9 protein-coding genes and 2 pseudogenes are annotated in these 15099 nt (G+C 63.9%); 5 read left to right on the top strand and 6 right to left on the bottom strand.

Going from position 1 to position 15099, the window contains the following annotated elements:
• Positions 1–297 precede the first annotated feature (297 nt).
• Positions 298–1303 (top strand): annotated as a pseudogene (locus DM194_RS21640) (DDE-type integrase/transposase/recombinase).
• A 103-nt stretch (positions 1304–1406) separates the two neighbouring features.
• Here the strand turns inward: DM194_RS21640 and DM194_RS21645 are convergent.
• From DM194_RS21645 to DM194_RS28290, 4 genes and pseudogenes are all read right to left on the bottom strand, one after another.
• Positions 1407–2075, bottom strand: a pseudogene (locus tag DM194_RS21645) (IS5 family transposase); the annotation flags it as partial.
• Between the two features lie 93 nt (positions 2076–2168).
• Positions 2169–3218 (bottom strand): DUF2776 family protein, encoded by a 1050-nt coding sequence (locus DM194_RS21650; RefSeq protein WP_111069755.1) that lies wholly within the window; start codon positions 3216–3218, stop codon positions 2169–2171.
• A gap of 417 nt (positions 3219–3635) precedes the next feature.
• Complete coding sequence (locus DM194_RS21655) at positions 3636–4730, bottom strand: PRC-barrel domain-containing protein (RefSeq protein ID WP_111069610.1); 1095 nt, start codon at positions 4728–4730, stop codon at positions 3636–3638.
• 135 nt (positions 4731–4865) lie between these two features.
• Positions 4866–5357, bottom strand: a complete 492-nt coding sequence (locus DM194_RS28290; protein ID WP_162630150.1) for a hypothetical protein — start codon at positions 5355–5357, stop codon at positions 4866–4868.
• A 261-nt stretch (positions 5358–5618) separates the two neighbouring features.
• Here DM194_RS28290 and DM194_RS21660 point away from each other — a divergent pair, with 261 nt between their 5' ends.
• Positions 5619–6299 (top strand): response regulator, encoded by a 681-nt coding sequence (locus DM194_RS21660; RefSeq protein WP_111069611.1) that lies wholly within the window; start codon positions 5619–5621, stop codon positions 6297–6299.
• Positions 6300–6367: 68 nt separating this feature from the next.
• Here DM194_RS21660 and DM194_RS21665 read toward each other — a convergent pair whose 3' ends face one another.
• Both DM194_RS21665 and DM194_RS21670 read right to left on the bottom strand, forming a co-directional pair.
• Complete coding sequence (locus DM194_RS21665; protein ID WP_111069612.1) at positions 6368–7969, bottom strand: DHA2 family efflux MFS transporter permease subunit; 1602 nt, start codon at positions 7967–7969, stop codon at positions 6368–6370.
• Entirely contained in the window at positions 7966–8949 is a 984-nt protein-coding gene (locus DM194_RS21670; protein WP_246024503.1) for an HlyD family secretion protein, read from the bottom strand. Before DM194_RS21670 ends, DM194_RS21665 begins: the two co-directional genes overlap by 4 nt.
• 24 nt (positions 8950–8973) lie before the next feature.
• Between DM194_RS21670 and DM194_RS28790 the strand changes: the two genes are divergently transcribed.
• The 3 genes from DM194_RS28790 to narH all read left to right on the top strand — a co-directional run bounded on the left by DM194_RS28790 (position 8974) and on the right by narH (position 15098).
• Entirely contained in the window at positions 8974–9561 is a 588-nt protein-coding gene (locus DM194_RS28790; protein ID WP_246024504.1) for a hypothetical protein, read from the top strand.
• 261 nt (positions 9562–9822) lie between these two features.
• Positions 9823–13566 (top strand): nitrate reductase subunit alpha, encoded by a 3744-nt coding sequence (locus DM194_RS21675; protein WP_111069614.1) that lies wholly within the window; start codon positions 9823–9825, stop codon positions 13564–13566.
• Positions 13566–15098: a nitrate reductase subunit beta gene (narH, locus tag DM194_RS21680; RefSeq protein ID WP_111069615.1), complete on the top strand. Its 1533-nt coding sequence runs from the start codon at positions 13566–13568 to the stop codon at positions 15096–15098. Before DM194_RS21675 ends, narH begins: the two co-directional genes overlap by 1 nt.
• The last annotated feature ends 1 nt before the right edge of the window (position 15099 follow it).

Here is a 15099-nt window from a genome sequence, read left to right on the forward strand (position 1 = left end):
CCCTAGTTGTTTGGTTGCGGAACGTTGTTGGGACGTGAGCTGTTGGGCGATCTGGGAATACGGCGCTTGGTTCGAGCGACGCCTTATGACGTCGTGCGACGGCGCGCCGGAACTCGGCGCAGACCTGTCCGTCGAAGCCATGATGAGCAACGCCGACCCGGCGTCCGTCCCGCCGTCAACCCCATGAGCCGCCGTAAGGCGGTGGCCCGCCAGGGCCAGGGTTGATGGCGGGGCGGCAACGGGTAACCTCTGCCATGGCAACGACGGCGGGTTTCTTCCCGGCCATGGAGAGCCGTCATGTACCAGATCCATCCCAATGCCCGCACCACCCCGGCCGTGCGCGCCGCCATCGCCTTGTCCGCCGAGCCCTCGGGCGTGCTGGCCAAACGCTATGGCGTGAGCACCGAAACCATCCGGAAATGGCGGCGGCGGGGCGTTGAGGATTGCCAGGACCATTCCGCCCGCCCCCAAGCATCTGCGGTGGCGGGCTTCGGAGGAGGAGCGCGCCATCGTCTGCGAGTTGCGCCGGATGACCGGCTTTGCGTTGGACGATCTCACCTTCACCCTGCGCCACTTCCTGCCGCATCTGAACCGCGACGCCGTTTACCGCATTCTCAAAGCCGAAGGGCTGGGCCGACTGCCACCGCCTCCGTCGACCAAACCGGTGAAAGAGGTGAAGGAGTTCAAGGAGTATGACCTCGGCTTCCTCCACATCGACATCAAGCATTTGCCCAAGTTGCAGGTTATCGGCGGCTTACCGCGCAAGCGCTACCTTTACGTCGCCATCGACCGCGCCTCACGGCGGGTTCACCTGGCGGTCAAGGACGAAGAGACCGAGGCCTGCGCCACTGCCTTTCTGAAGGAGGCCGTCGCCGCCTTTCCCTTCACGATCACCCACGTCCTGACCGATCGCGGCAGCTGCTTCACCGCCGACGCGTTTGAGGCGGCCTGTCGTGCACTTGCCATCGAGCACCGGAAGACCAAGCCCTACACCCCCAAGACCAACGGCATGGTCGAGCGCTTCAACGGCCGTATCGGGCGGGAGGTGCTGGTGATGTGTATCGGCACCCATCAGACCTTGGAGTGCCTGCTGAAAGGCTACAATCTCGCATACAACGCTCGCCGCCAATGGGTCTTGGATGGCCGATCCCCCGACGAGGTTGTGAGCGAGCGCCTGAAAGCAAAGCCGGAGCTGACCAATCCAACCTATCGACCTCCCGATCCCTGCTCTCTGACCAAAACCAAAATCGCGGCGCAGCTGAAGGTTTTTAGCGCTAAGGAGGTGTCGCAACCTGACAACTAGGGCACTGCCGCGGGCATACTCGGTGGAACGGTCGCGGGCGATCACCGTGACCGTGTCACGGTCGTTGAGCCACTCCGTCAGCGTCTGGGCGGTGCGGTCGGGCAGCGTTCGGTGCACGGTTGGCAATGGCACGATAGACGGGCTCGCCGTCGTAGGCGCCGTCCGCCAGGACCGCGCCGATCGAGCACGTGATTTGGTCGAGCAACGGACCGACCAGCGAGACTTCCCCCTCCTCGCTGCCCGTCAACGCCGAGGCGAGGATCTCATCCGTGTCCGGATCGACCCCGAGGTGCAGTTTGCGCCAACCCCGGCGCGCTTGGCCGCCGTGCTTTTCCAGGTGCCACTCGCCCGTGCCAAACACCTTCAGTCCGGTGGAGTCGATGATCACCGTGACCGGCCCATCCGTCCGGGCCAGCGCTGACGCGACCTCCCGATCGGCGCTGCGCCGGGAGAAGGTCGTGTGATCCGGAACCGCCAGGTTCAGGCCGAGCAGGCGCATGAGCGAGCCCAGCAAACCCTCGGTCTGCCGCCATGGCCGGCCGAATGCCAGACGCAGCATCTGCCCGGTCTCAATGGCGACGTCGGAGTAGGGTCCCGGTCGGCCGCGTCGGCCCGTGGCGGGCGGCGTCCAGGCAGCGATCGCTTCCGGCGTCACCCTGCACCGCCAAGTCACCGCGCCGGCAAAGCGCCGCATCGTAGGCCGCCCAATTCTCCATACGATAGCGTCCTTCGGAATCGTGTGGCGGCAGGGCTCATTGGCCTTGTACGGCATCGGAGGCTCAGCTTCAGCGGGCCGCCTCTATAACCGCTTGCCCTCCCGAACACCACCGGCCCGGCCTTTTTGCACCGACGTCGCCGGAACCCGTCAGCTCTTGCCGGAAGTTCCGGCCTCAAGGATCGAGACGATTGAAAATAGGGTGAAGCAGACGGCTCCCAACCCGACCAGGATTCGTGCTGGAACGAAGAACGCGGAATCGCCGGTCGCCGCTTCCGCAAGAAAAGCGGAGAAGAACAGGCAGGCGAGGCAGGTCATAACCGGGATGAGCGGTATCCGGTTGGCCAGGGCGCATTCCCGCCGCCAGACCAACGCGAGAAGCCAAACCTTTGAGATGATGCTGTAGCATATCATGCCCAACCCGAGCAGGACGCAGCCGGGCGCGATCCGCTCCGGCCGATCGGAGCCGAACAGCACGAACAATCCCCACACGAATGCTGCCGTTCCCATCAGAAGGACCCAGAAGGTCCAGGCCCAACGCTCAGCCTCGTCGAACAGGTTGCGCACCTGCCGCACCACCGTTGAAACCAGCGCAATCAGGCTCGCGCAGATCGCCGCGAGGCCCATCAGGACATGGCCGGCAACGAAGTCGGGCGTCTCCGCCTCGCCCATCAACAGGATGATTGCCCAGACGGCGCTGATAGCCGCGGCCGCAACGGGAATGCAGATCAGCCCGCGACCGAACGCGGCGCTGTAGGAGCCGGCCGGAGGGCCGTCTTCGCGGCGGCCATGTGCGTTCTTCGGAATCAGGGTGAAGGTGCTCGACGCGGTGGCGACAGTGCTGACACAGGCGGCGATCAGGCCGACCCCGAACACGACGTGGCCCGCCACGAAGCTTGGCGCACCATCCTGACGAAGAACCAGCAAGCCCCAGATCACGGTCACAAGCGCAGCCGTGTAGCCAAGGATCGGCAGGGCGATCATCCAGCTTCGGCTGAACGTATGCGTGATCTGCCGGATGATCATGGCGGCAGTCGTGAAAAGCGCGATGCAGATCGACGTCAGCGACATGAGCACATGTCCCGCCACGAAATGGTCGGCATCGGCCCCGCCTGATCGAACATAAAGTCCCAAGGAAAGGCATATGGCGCCCATTGCGAGGGGAATGACGCGAAAGAGTATGCTGATCCAATAGTTCATGAATGGCCCCTCCGCCATTGGGAGTAATTACCAGCATATTTCCAGGATCATCAGCGCCGGTTGATATTGCGCAGCTGGATTTCCTTTAAATGATCAAATTTACTATCCATCACCGCTGCTGCTCCCCAGGCCTTTTGCTCCAGACATTTTGCCAGGGTCTATTGGCTTCGATCATCGGGTTGCGCTGGCTCGATCTGGCGGAGCCGGGTCATTCGACGCTTAGCCGCCGGGCCAAGACCGCTACCGTCCCGGCCTTGCTCCGTCGGCAAAATCCATGGAGCCGGTTCGTATGCTGGTCGATCGTACCGGCGTGAACATGCACAAGCATCCGTGCACGAGCACCGTGGGGCGCTGTGCGGAAAGGCAAAAGGCCGCTTCGGGCGCCAAAGCGGCCTTTTGGGCGGGTCAACCCGGCTTCTACGTCCAGTAAGGCCGGACACCGAACTGGTCGTAGAGTTTCTTCAGGTCGCCGATGCGGAGTTGGGCCGGAAGATCCTGTTTCGGAAGCCCCGGCATCTGCTTGAGTTGCTGCTCGTTGGCGTTCAGGACAAACCCCTCGTCAGCCGGCGACCAGGACAGAGCCTGGAGCGGCACCGGCAGCCACTTCTCCCCGAATCCGAGGAAACCGCCGTGTTCGATCAGCACGTAGGCCACCTGGCCGCGCCGGACATCGATCATGATGCGGTCGAGGTCCCCAACGTCCTGACCGGTGGTGGTCTGGACCGTGGAGCCGCGGATCTCGGACGGCGAAATCAGGAGCGGCGGAGCGAGAATCGTGACGAACTCCTCTCCCACCAGAACCATGGGTGGGTTCGAGGCCGATCCCGAAGCCTGGTTGGAGGTTCGGTTTTGCCCCTGCGGCTGGTTCTGCGTCTGCTGGCCCTGGCTGGTATTGCTTTGGCCGGCACTGCTCTGACCGGCAGTGCTGTTCTGGTTCGTCGCGCCGCTGCTGCCCGCCCCCTTCTGAGCCTGCTGTGCGTTCGTACTGCCAGCGGACTGGGGCTGCGACGCGTAGAGTTCATTGACCTGAGTGACGAGCACCGGCTCGGTCAGGTTCTGGAGATCCTCGCGAGAAAAGCTCTGTCCCTGGCGCAGCGTTGCAAGATCGGCGTTCAACGTCACGGTGCTATCTTCATCGCCCGGCGTGACGGTGAGGCTCGTCCAGGGCACCGGGGTCATTTTTTCGCCGATGTCGAACAGCCCGCCCGATCCGATCAGTGCGTACTGGACCTTTCCGGTTCGCGGGTCGATCAGCAGGTATTCAACTTCGCCGACCTCATCGCCCTGGCGGTTGTATACCGTCTGACCGGTGATTTCATTCGCCGGCGTCACCTCCACCCGGGTGGGGGCTTTCGCGGCGGCCTGACCGGAGGATTGGCTCCCGGAGGATTGGCTCCCGGAAGTTTGGCCACTGGACGATTGGCTGGGCTTTGCGGACGGCGACTGCTGGGCAAGGGCGACGGGAGTCACGAGTGCGGTGGCCAGCAGTATGGACGTAAAGAGGCTTCGCATGCGTTTTCCTCCTTATTCATGAAATTCGGTCGGCGGTTTCCAGCCAACGAGTTGCTTGCCGGTGGATTCATCGTCGGGAATGACGATGGCCGATCCCGCGCTGAAAGTTAGGCCGCTTGATCGTGGGCCGCGCTTTCAGCGACGTGTTCGGGGAGACTTCATTCGATGCGCGTAAATTCCCGTGGGTGCCTGTACGGCAAGCAGCGCCGTCATCCCATTCGCCGCCCCCGGTGGAAACCGGATCCGCAAGACGGGCAACGTGTGGAATGCGCCTTGGAACAGGTTCTGGGCCGCAATCCAGGGCGGCGGAGCTCTTCGCTGCGAAGCCTTCGATGAATCGGCGGGGAACCGGTAGAGTGCCGCCAATCGAACTGTCGGCATCATCCAATCCCTTGCGAGCGCTTCGTACCGGCTGGTGGCCTGCGGTACCGCATCGGCGCAGGACAGTTCGATCGCCTCCCGGCAATCCGGGGCCGGGCATTCCCATACCTGCCGGTTGACGCAGCAGCGCAACGGCGATTTGCGCCCCGGAATGTGGGGATGGCGGCCGGAATGCAGGGACATGTCGAAGGGCAGCGCCGCCTCCTTGCCGATGGCGGACGCGCTGGCGGCCAGCGCGCTTGGCACGACGCCGGAGCCTTCCCTGCGCGATCGCTGGGATTGCGAGCGCGGCTCCGCCCAGCCCGAGGCCGAGGGGCCTCAGGAAGTTGCGCCGTTTCATCGAAGTGGTTCCATTCTTCGGCACGCCGCGGGGCAAGGCGGCCCCGTTCGTGGTATCCCGTCGGGCGACCTACGGTTTGTCCGGCGCTGGGTGTTTCCTAGTCGTTGATCAAGCTAGGCCCGGCCACCGGGACCGTCCATTTGACTTTGGTTTATCGGTGCAACCGCATGACCAGACGCATCCTCGTCGCCGATGACCATCCGATGTTCCGGGACGCCATATGCTTGGTCATTGTCAGGATCTTCCCCGAGGCGAACATCGTCGAGGCTGGAACGCTCGCCGCGGCGACCGCGGAGCTGGAGAGGGAGGCGCGGACGGATCTCGTGCTGCTCGACCTCAACATGCCCGGCATGCAGGGCTTCGCCGGGCTGATCTATTTGTGCGCGCAGTTTCCCGGCGTGCCGATCGCGATCATCTCCGCAAACGAGGAGCCGCCGGTGATCCGCTGCGCCATCCGCGCCGGAGCCTCGGGTTACATCCCTAAGTCGGTGCCGTTGGAGGTTATGTGCGCCGCTCTTCACACCTTGCTGGATGGGAAGGTCTGGGTGCCGGCCGGGGTGAACACGGGCGCCCACGCCGCCCCCGACGACGAGGACGCGACGGCGCGCATCGCCAGGCTCACGCCGCAGCAGACGCGCGTTCTGATGATGCTGAGCGACGGGATGATCAACAAACAGATCGCTTATGAGCTGGGCGTTTCCGAGGGGACGGTGAAGGCCCACGTCTCGGCGATCCTGCAGAAGCTCGGCGTCATCAGCCGGACCCAGGCGGTCATCCTGGCGCGGCAACTGGCCGAGCAGGCCGACGCGCCGCAGGAGATGATCCGCCGGGCGATCAACGGGCCCTAAATAGCGCCGCGCCTAAGCATTGACACAAGGGAGCCACGGATAGCCGATGAGGGTGGGGCGCGGCGGTATCAGTTCACCCGCCGGAGAATCAGCGCCAGTGGAATCGCCGCGAGGGAGAGCAGCATCAGCACGTAGAACACGTCGATGTAGGCCATGTATCCCGCCTGTGCCTGCAACTGCTCTCCGATGAAGGCGATGGCCCGCTCCTTTGCGGCCACCGCCCCGCCGCCGGCATCGGAAAAATAACGGCTCATCATGTCCAGCGTCTCCTGATAGGCCGGATTGGACGGGATGATGTTTTCGACCAGCCGGCTGTGGTGGAACTGCTCGCGGACAGCCAGAACATTCTGCGAGATCGACACCCCGATCGAGCCGCCAATGTTCCGCGCCACGTTGATCAGGGCGGACGCCTGGTCGGTCTTGTCCGGCGGGATGCCGTAATAGGACGCCGCGGTAATCGGGAGGAAGATCAGCGGCAGGCCGATGCCGATATAGATGCGCGACCAGGCGAAGTACCAGAAGGTGGAATCCGGATTCAGCCGCGTCAGATCCCACATCGAGAACGCCACGATTGCGGCTCCGGCGGCGATCAGGTACTTCGGCTGGACGCTGTTGGTCAGCCGTCCGACGACCAGCATCGACACAAAGGTCACCACACCGCCCGGCGACATGGTCAGACCGGCCAACAAGGCGGTGTAGCCGTAGAATTGCTGAACCAGTTCAGGCAGGAACTGGGTCGTCGCGATCAGGATGGCGCCGATCGCCAGCATCACCACGAAACAGGATCCGAACTGCCGCGTCACGACCATCCGCAAGTCGAGAATCGGGTTTTCGCGCGTCATCTCCCACGGGATCATCAGGAAGAAGGAGACGACGCAGATCACGGTAAAGATCACGATGAACTCGGAGGCGAACCAGTTGAGGGTTTGCCCACGGGCCAGCACCACCTGCAGCGAACCGAGAAAGGTCGCCACCAGAAGGAAGCCCACGACGTCCATCCGCACACCCTGCCGTTTCAGCCTTTCGTGCTCCTCGACGGCCGCCTGCGGTTCCTGCACCAGCAGGCCGACCAGGATGAAGGCCACGACACCGACCGGTCCGTTGATCAGGAAACACCAGTGCCAGGACAGATTGTCCGACAGCCAGCCGCCCACCACCGGCCCCACCACCGGTGCCACGACCACCGCGATGCCGAAGATGGCAAAAGCTTGACCGCGCTTGGATGGTGGAAAGCTGTCGGCGAGGATCGATTGGGAGATCGGCACCATGCCGCCGCCGGCGAAGCCCTGCAGCACCCGGAAGAACAGCAGCGAATCCATGTCCCACGCGAAGCCGCAGGCAATCGAGCTGAGGGTGAACACTCCCAGGCAAACCAGATAGAAGGGTTTGCGGCCATAGCGTTTGGAGATGAAGCTGCTGACCGTCAGCACGATGGCGTTGGCCACTAGATAGGAGGTGACCACCCAGGACGCATCGTCGTAGCTGGTCCCCATCGAGCCGGCGATATAGCGCAACGCCACATTGGCGATGGTGCTGTCCAGCACCTCCATGAAGGTGGCGATGGACACCACAACGGCGATCAGCCATGGGTTCCGCCCGCCCGCAGCACTCCGTGCCGGATCGAATCCCTCATCTCCCACCGGAACGGCGTCGGCGGTTGCCGCGCTCATCGCACCCTCACCGTCGGGACCACCGACAGGCCGGGGCCGATGATGATGTCTTCCGGCCATTTGTCGACGACGATCTTCACCGGCACCCGCTGGACCACCTTGACGTAATTGCCGGTGGCGTTCTGCGGCGGCAGCAGGGAGAACGCTGTGCCGGAACCGGGCTGCACGCTGTTCACATGACCTGTGATCTTATGGTTGGGGTAGGCGTCGACGAGGATGTCCACAGGCTGGCCCGGCCGCAGGTCGTTGATCGCCGTTTCCTTGAAATTCGCGGTTACCCAGATGTCGTCGGGCACGAACATCGCCAAGCTCTGGCCGGCCTGCGCGAATTCGCCGACGGCACCGCTGATCTGCACCACCCAGCCCGGCTGCGCCGCCGTGACATTGGTATAGCTCAGGTTCAACTGGGCCTGGATCATCTGCGCCTTCGCCCGCGCCAGATCGGCGACCGCACTGGTCCGCTGGGCCTGCAGCGCCGCAACCTGCCGTTCGGCGGCGATCACCGCGGCGTTGGCGCTGTTCAGCCTTGCCTGCTCCTCACGAAGGGTGGCGGCCGATTGCTGCGCCTGCTGAACCGTTCCGACGCCACGGGCCTCCAGATCGCCGTAGCGTTCCGCATTCTCCTTCGCGAAACCGACCGCGGCCTCGGCCTGCGCCACTTCCGCCTTGGCCTGTTCGGTCTGGGCGCGCTGGGCGGCAATCTGCGCATCATAGCTGCCGATGGCCGAAGTGGCGGAGTCGATCTCCGCCTGCGTCTGTTCCACCGCCGCCTGATAGTCGCGCGCATCGATGCGAAACAGCAGGTCGCCCGTGTTCACACGCTGGTTGCCGTCGACCGCCACCTCCACCACATAGCCGGTCACCCTTGCCGCCACGGGGAACGGGCGCGAAGCGACGAAAGCGTCGTTCGTGGATTCGAAGGGGTAGATGTTGGTTTGCCAGTAGAAATAGCCGCCTACCGTCAACAGGACCGCGGCCACCAGCCCGATACCGATCGCTCGCGCATGACGTCGGATGAAGCCGGGCTTTTCGGCGGCCCCCGACCGGGCGTCCGACGGTCCTTGCTCACGGTACCCGGCGGCGCTGTCGGAATCCTGTGCCGGATTTTTGACGGCACCCTTGCGATTCTGGTCGTCGGGCATGCTGTATCGCTCCTGACCGAAGTGCCGGGCGATCGGACAATGCCCGGCTATTGCCGCGTGGCAGCGCGGTGCTCCCCAACGCCAAACATCGCAAGTCGCATTGTGTTGCGCCAGCATGGCAGTAGATGGTCAAAAATCCTGCGGGTTACCTATGGCAAAGGTGAGGACTTTACGAAACGAAATCTGCGAATCAGAAATGAACACCTCATTTCTCTGTTGTGGAAATTGGAGCGCGGCCCCGTTCGATTAGACACTAAACTGAGAAAAATTGAACTTCACCTGATTAAACTGCAGCTGGAGGTCTTCGAGATGGCCAAGGAACGGGAACGTAAGCCCGAAGGAGGCAAGATCGAACCAAGCTTGGCCGACTGTCCGGGAAGCGGAGACCGCCTCACACCGGTTACCAAGCATCCCCGCGACAACGGTAAATTTTATCCTTATGCACGCTGAACAAAATTCAGAGAAGCGAAAAGGTTTATGCGGATTTATGATAGTCTATTTAGCAATGGTCGCAGGAAAATATTGGGTATGTTACACCAAAATCTCCGCGAATCTCGTGTTTCATTCACACGAATGAACTTGAATGGGAATGCCTCAAGTCTATAGTGGATTGCTGATCATCAAAAAATGATCTACCGCCGCTTTCCGCCGACCATGGAGCCTCTTGCGCTCGCCTAAACTGCTCGTCTGTATGATCCGACTGGGGGAACCATGAGTCAGTTCATCGACCGACTGCTGTTTTTTCGCAAATACAAAGAAAAATTCTCGGACGGCCTTGGCGTCGTCACTGACGAGAACAGAGCTTGGGAGGACAATTACCGTTCGCGGTGGCAGAGCGACAAGATCGTCCGGTCGACCCATGGCGTGAATTGCACCGGGAGCTGCTCCTGGAAGATCTACGTCAAGAGCGGGCTGGTCACCTGGGAAATTCAGCAGACGGATTATCCCCGCACCCGCCCCGATCTGCCGAACCACGAACCGCGCGGCTGTCCACGCGGGGCGAGTTACTCGTGGTATCTCTACAGCAGCAACCGCATCAAATACCCGCTGGTGCGCAGCCGTCTCATCGCCCTGTGGCGCGATGCGCGCAAGACGATGGATCCGGTCGAAGCATGGGCCTCGATCCAGGACGACCCGGCCAAACGGCAACATTATCAGCGGGTGCGCGGGCTCGGCGGTTTCGTGCGCGTCGAATGGGACGAGATCAACGAACTGATCGCCGCGGCCAACATCCACACCGTCAAGCGGTGGGGGCCCGACCGCGTCGTCGGCTTCTCCCCCATTCCGGCGATGTCGATGATCAGCTACGCCGCGGGGACGCGCTATCTCAGCCTGCTCGGCGGCGTGTGCATGTCCTTCTACGACTGGTACTGCGATCTGCCGCCGTCCTCGCCGCAGACCTTCGGCGAACAGACCGACGTGCCGGAATCGGCCGACTGGTACAACGCCGGATATCTGCTGCTCTGGGGCTCGAACGTCTCGTTGACGCGCACGCCGGATGCCCATTTCTATACCGAGGCGCGGTACCGCGGCGCGAAAAGCGTGGTCATCGCCCCGGACTTCATGGAGGTCGCCCGCTTCGCCGATCTCTGGCTCCATCCCATACAGGGAACCGACGCCGCCTTGGCCCTGGCGATGGGCCACGTGATCCTGCGGGAATTCTTCGTCGAGCGGCAGGTCCCGTATTTCCAGGACTATGTCCGCCGCTATTCGGACCTGCCGTTCCTGGTGATTCTGGAGGAGGGTCCGAAAGGGCTGACGCCGGGCCGGATGCTCCGGGCCGCCGATTTCCCGGACGGGCTCGGCCAGTCGAACAACCCGGACTGGAAACCGGTGGTGATCGACGAGGCGACGGGCGAGATCGCCGCGCCGCAGGGAACTGCGGGATTCCGCTGGAACGAACAGGGCAAGTGGAATCTCGACCCGAAGGACGGCAACGGACGCGGGATCGCGCCACGGCTGAGCTTGCTCGGCGAAGGGACCGTCTCCGTCGCCTTTCCCTATTTCGGCACCACCGGGCAGTTCGGCCTGAGCCGGCACGCGCCGGTGCAGAACCGCGACGTTCCGGCGCGCTCGGTGACCCTGAAGGACGGGCGCGCCGTGAAGGTCGCGACCGTCTTCGACCTGATGCTCGGCAACTACGGCGTCGCGCGCGGAGCGGATGGCAAGGGGATCGGAAGCTACGACGACGATGCGCCCTTCACGCCCGCCTGGCAGGAGGCGATCACCGGGGTGCCGCGCGACCGCTGCATCGCCGTCGCCCGCGGCTTCGCCGCCAACGCCGAGGCGACGAACGGACGCTCGATGGTGATCATCGGGGCGGGTCTCAACCACTGGTACAATATGGACATGTCGTACCGGGCGGTGATGACGATGCTGATCCTGTGCGGGTGCATCGGCCGCTCCGGGGGCGGCTGGGCACATTACGTCGGGCAGGAGAAGCTGCGCCCGCAGGCCGGCTGGCTCCCGGTCGCCTTCGCCTTGGACTGGGGGCGGCCGCCGCGGCAGATGAACTCGACCAGCTTCTTCTACGCCCACACCGACCAGTGGCGCTACGAGCGGATGGAGCTGTCCGAGCAGATCTCGCCGCTGGCCGATCCGGCGCGCTGGCCCGGCACCATCATCGACTGCAACGTGCGGGCGGAGCGCATGGGCTGGCTGCCGAGCGCGCCGCAGCTGATGGCGAATCCCCTGGCCGTCGCGCGGGAGGCCCGCAACAAGGGCGAGGACACGGCGGCCTATGTCGCACGCGCGCTCAACAGCGGGGGGCTGCGCATGGCCTGCGAGGACCCGGACGCGCCGGAGAACTGGCCACGCAACCTGTTCGTGTGGCGCTCCAACCTGCTCGGCGCGAGCGGCAAGGGGCACGAATATTTCCTGAAGCACCTGCTGGGTGCGCGCAACAACGTCCTCAACGAGGAAAGCGACCAGCGGCCGGTGGAGGTCGTTCGCCACGAAACCGCGCCGGAGGGCAAGCTCGACCTGCTGGTGACCATCGACTTCCGCATGAACACGACCACGCTGTTCAGCGACGTCGTGCTGCCGACGGCGAGCTGGTACGAGAAGGCCGACCTCAACACCTCCGACATGCACCCCTTCATCCATCCGCTCCAGGCCGCGGTGGATCCGGTCTGGGGCTCGCGCACGGACTGGGCGATCTTCCGCGACATCGCCAAGACGGTTCAGCGCTTCGCTCCGGGCCAGCTCGGCATCGAGGAGGATGTCGTGCTGACTCCCTGCCTGAAGGATACGCCGACGGAGCTTGCCCAGCCCTACGGCGGCACCGACTGGCGTCGCGGGGAGGCCGAGGGCGTACCGGGCCGCAGCATGCCGGCCATCACCAGGGTGATGCGCGACTACACCGCGATCTACGACCGATTCGTCAGTGTCGGCCCGCTTCTGGAGGAGCGCGGCAACGGCGCCAAGGGGCTGGTCTGGGACACCAAGGAGGAGGTCGAGCGCCTGCGCCGGGTCAACCCGCCGGAGCGCGAGGACAGCGAACGGCCGCGCATGGTCAGCGACCTCGACGCGATCGAAACCGTGCTGTCCCTGGCCCCGGAAACCAACGGCCATGTCGCGCTGAAGGCTTGGCAGGCCCTGTCGAAGGTGACCGGCCGCGACCACACCCATCTCATCGCCCGGCGCGCCGACGAGAAGATCGAGTTCCGCGACCTTGCCGCCCAGCCGCGCCCGATTTTGACCTCGCCGGTCTGGTCGGGAATCGAGAGCCACGAGATTTGCTACAACGCCGGCTGGACCAACGTGAACGAGTTGATCCCCTGGCGCACCCTGACCGGCCGCTTGGAGGTGTATCAGGATCACCCGTGGATGCGCGATTTCGGCGAGCAGTTCGCCACCTACCGCCCACCGATCGACACCCGGTCCGCCTCGCAGGATCTGGCGCGGACACATGACAACGGCAACCCGCCGCTTGTCCTCAACTTCCTGACGCCGCATCAGAAATGGGGCATCCACAGCACCTACACCGAAAACCTCATCATGCTGACGCTGGCGCGCGGCGGCCCGATCGTGTGGATCAGCGAAAAGGATGCGGCTGCTGCGGGGATCGAGGACAACGACTGGATCGAGGCATTCAACCGCAACGGCGCCCTGGTCGCCCGCGCGGTCGTTTCCCAGCGCATCCCGCGCGGCGCCGCCTTCATGTACCACGCGGCGGAGCGCACCGCGAACGTACCCGGCAGCGAAGTCACGCAGAACCGCGGCGGCATCCACAATTCGGTGACGCGCATCGTGATGAAGCCGACCCACATGATCGGCGGTTACGCGCAGCTATCCTGGGGCTTCAACTATTACGGCACGGTCGGCTCCAACCGCGATGAATTCATCATCCTGCGCAAGATGAAGACGGTGGACTGGCGCGACCGCCCCCTTGAGGAGAAGCGGCCGGTGATGGTCACCGAAGACGCCACGGCGGCGAAAGGGAGCGGACAATAATGAAAATACGCGCGCAGATCGGCAAGGTGCTGAACCTCGACAAATGTATCGGGTGCCACACCTGCTCGGTGACCTGCAAGCAGGTCTGGACCACGCGCCAGGGCATCGAATACGCATGGTGGAACAATGTCGAGAGCAAGCCCGGCATCGGATACCCCAAGGATTGGGAGAACCAGGAGCGATGGCGCGGCGGCTGGGTGCTGGGGCGCGGCGGCGCGCTTCGGCCGAAGACCGGCGGACGCTGGCGCATCCTCTCCAAAATCTTCGCCAATCCCGAGCTTCCGGAGATCGACGACTATTACGAACCCTTCGACTTCGAATATTCCTACATCCACGGCGTGGACGAAGCCGAGGCGGCGCCGACCGCCCGGCCGGTTTCGATCGTCACCGGCGAGCGCATCGAGACGGTTACCTGGGGGCCGAACTGGGAGGAATCCCTCGGCACCGAATTCGCCAAGCGCTCCCACGACTATAATTTCAAGGACGTCGAGAAGGCGATCTATGGGGAGTTCGAAAACAGCTTCCTGATGTTCCTGCCGCGCCTTTGCGAGCATTGCCTGAACCCGACCTGCCTCGCCGCCTGTCCGTCCGGCGCGATCTACAAGCGCGAGGAGGACGGCATCGTCCTGGTCGACCAGGAGAAATGCCGCGGCTGGCGCATGTGCGTCACCGGCTGCCCCTACAAGAAGGTCTATTACAACTGGCACACCGGCAAATCGGAGAAGTGCATCTTCTGCTATCCGCGCATCGAGGCCGGGTTGCCGACAGTGTGCTCGGAAACCTGCGTCGGCCGCATCCGCTACCTAGGCGTCATGCTCTACGATGCCGACCGCATTCTCGAAGTGGCCTCGCAGCCCGACGTCCAGGACTGCTATCAGGCCCAACTCGACATCTTCCTCGATCCCCATGACCCCGCCGTGATCGAGCAGGCGAAGGCGGACGGCGTGCCGCACAGCTGGATCGAGGCGGCGCAGCGGTCGCCGGTCTACAAGATGGCCTGCGACTGGAAGGTGGCGTTCCCCCTTCACCCGGAATACCGGACGGTGCCGATGGTCTGGTACATCCCGCCGCTGTCGCCGATCCAGGAGGCGGCGGACGCCGGGGCGCTGGCCACCGTGGAGGGCATCCCCGACGTCGCCAGCCTTCGCATCCCCGTGCGCTACCTCGCCAACCTGCTGACAGCCGGCCGGGAGGAGCCGGTCCGCACCGCCTTGCGCAAGCTGCTGGCGCTGCGGGCCTACATGCGCCGGCGTAACGTCGAGGAGGTCCGGGATACCGCGCCGCTCGATGAGGTCGGCCTCAGCGAGCGGCAGGCGGAGGACATGTATCGCATCATGGCCATCGCCAACTACGAAGACCGCTTCGTCATCCCGACCGCCCACAAGGAGATCGCCGAGAGCGCCTACGACCAGCGCGGCATCGCCGGCTTCCATTTCAGCCAGATGACATCGGAGGGCAACAGCCGGTTCATGCTGTGGGGCCAGGACACGCGCAAGACACGGGGCGAGCGGTTCCCGCTGAACAGGAAATGAG

Source organism: Azospirillum ramasamyi (genome assembly GCF_003233655.1).
In the GTDB taxonomy this organism is placed as follows: Bacteria; Pseudomonadota; Alphaproteobacteria; order Azospirillales; family Azospirillaceae; genus Azospirillum; species Azospirillum ramasamyi.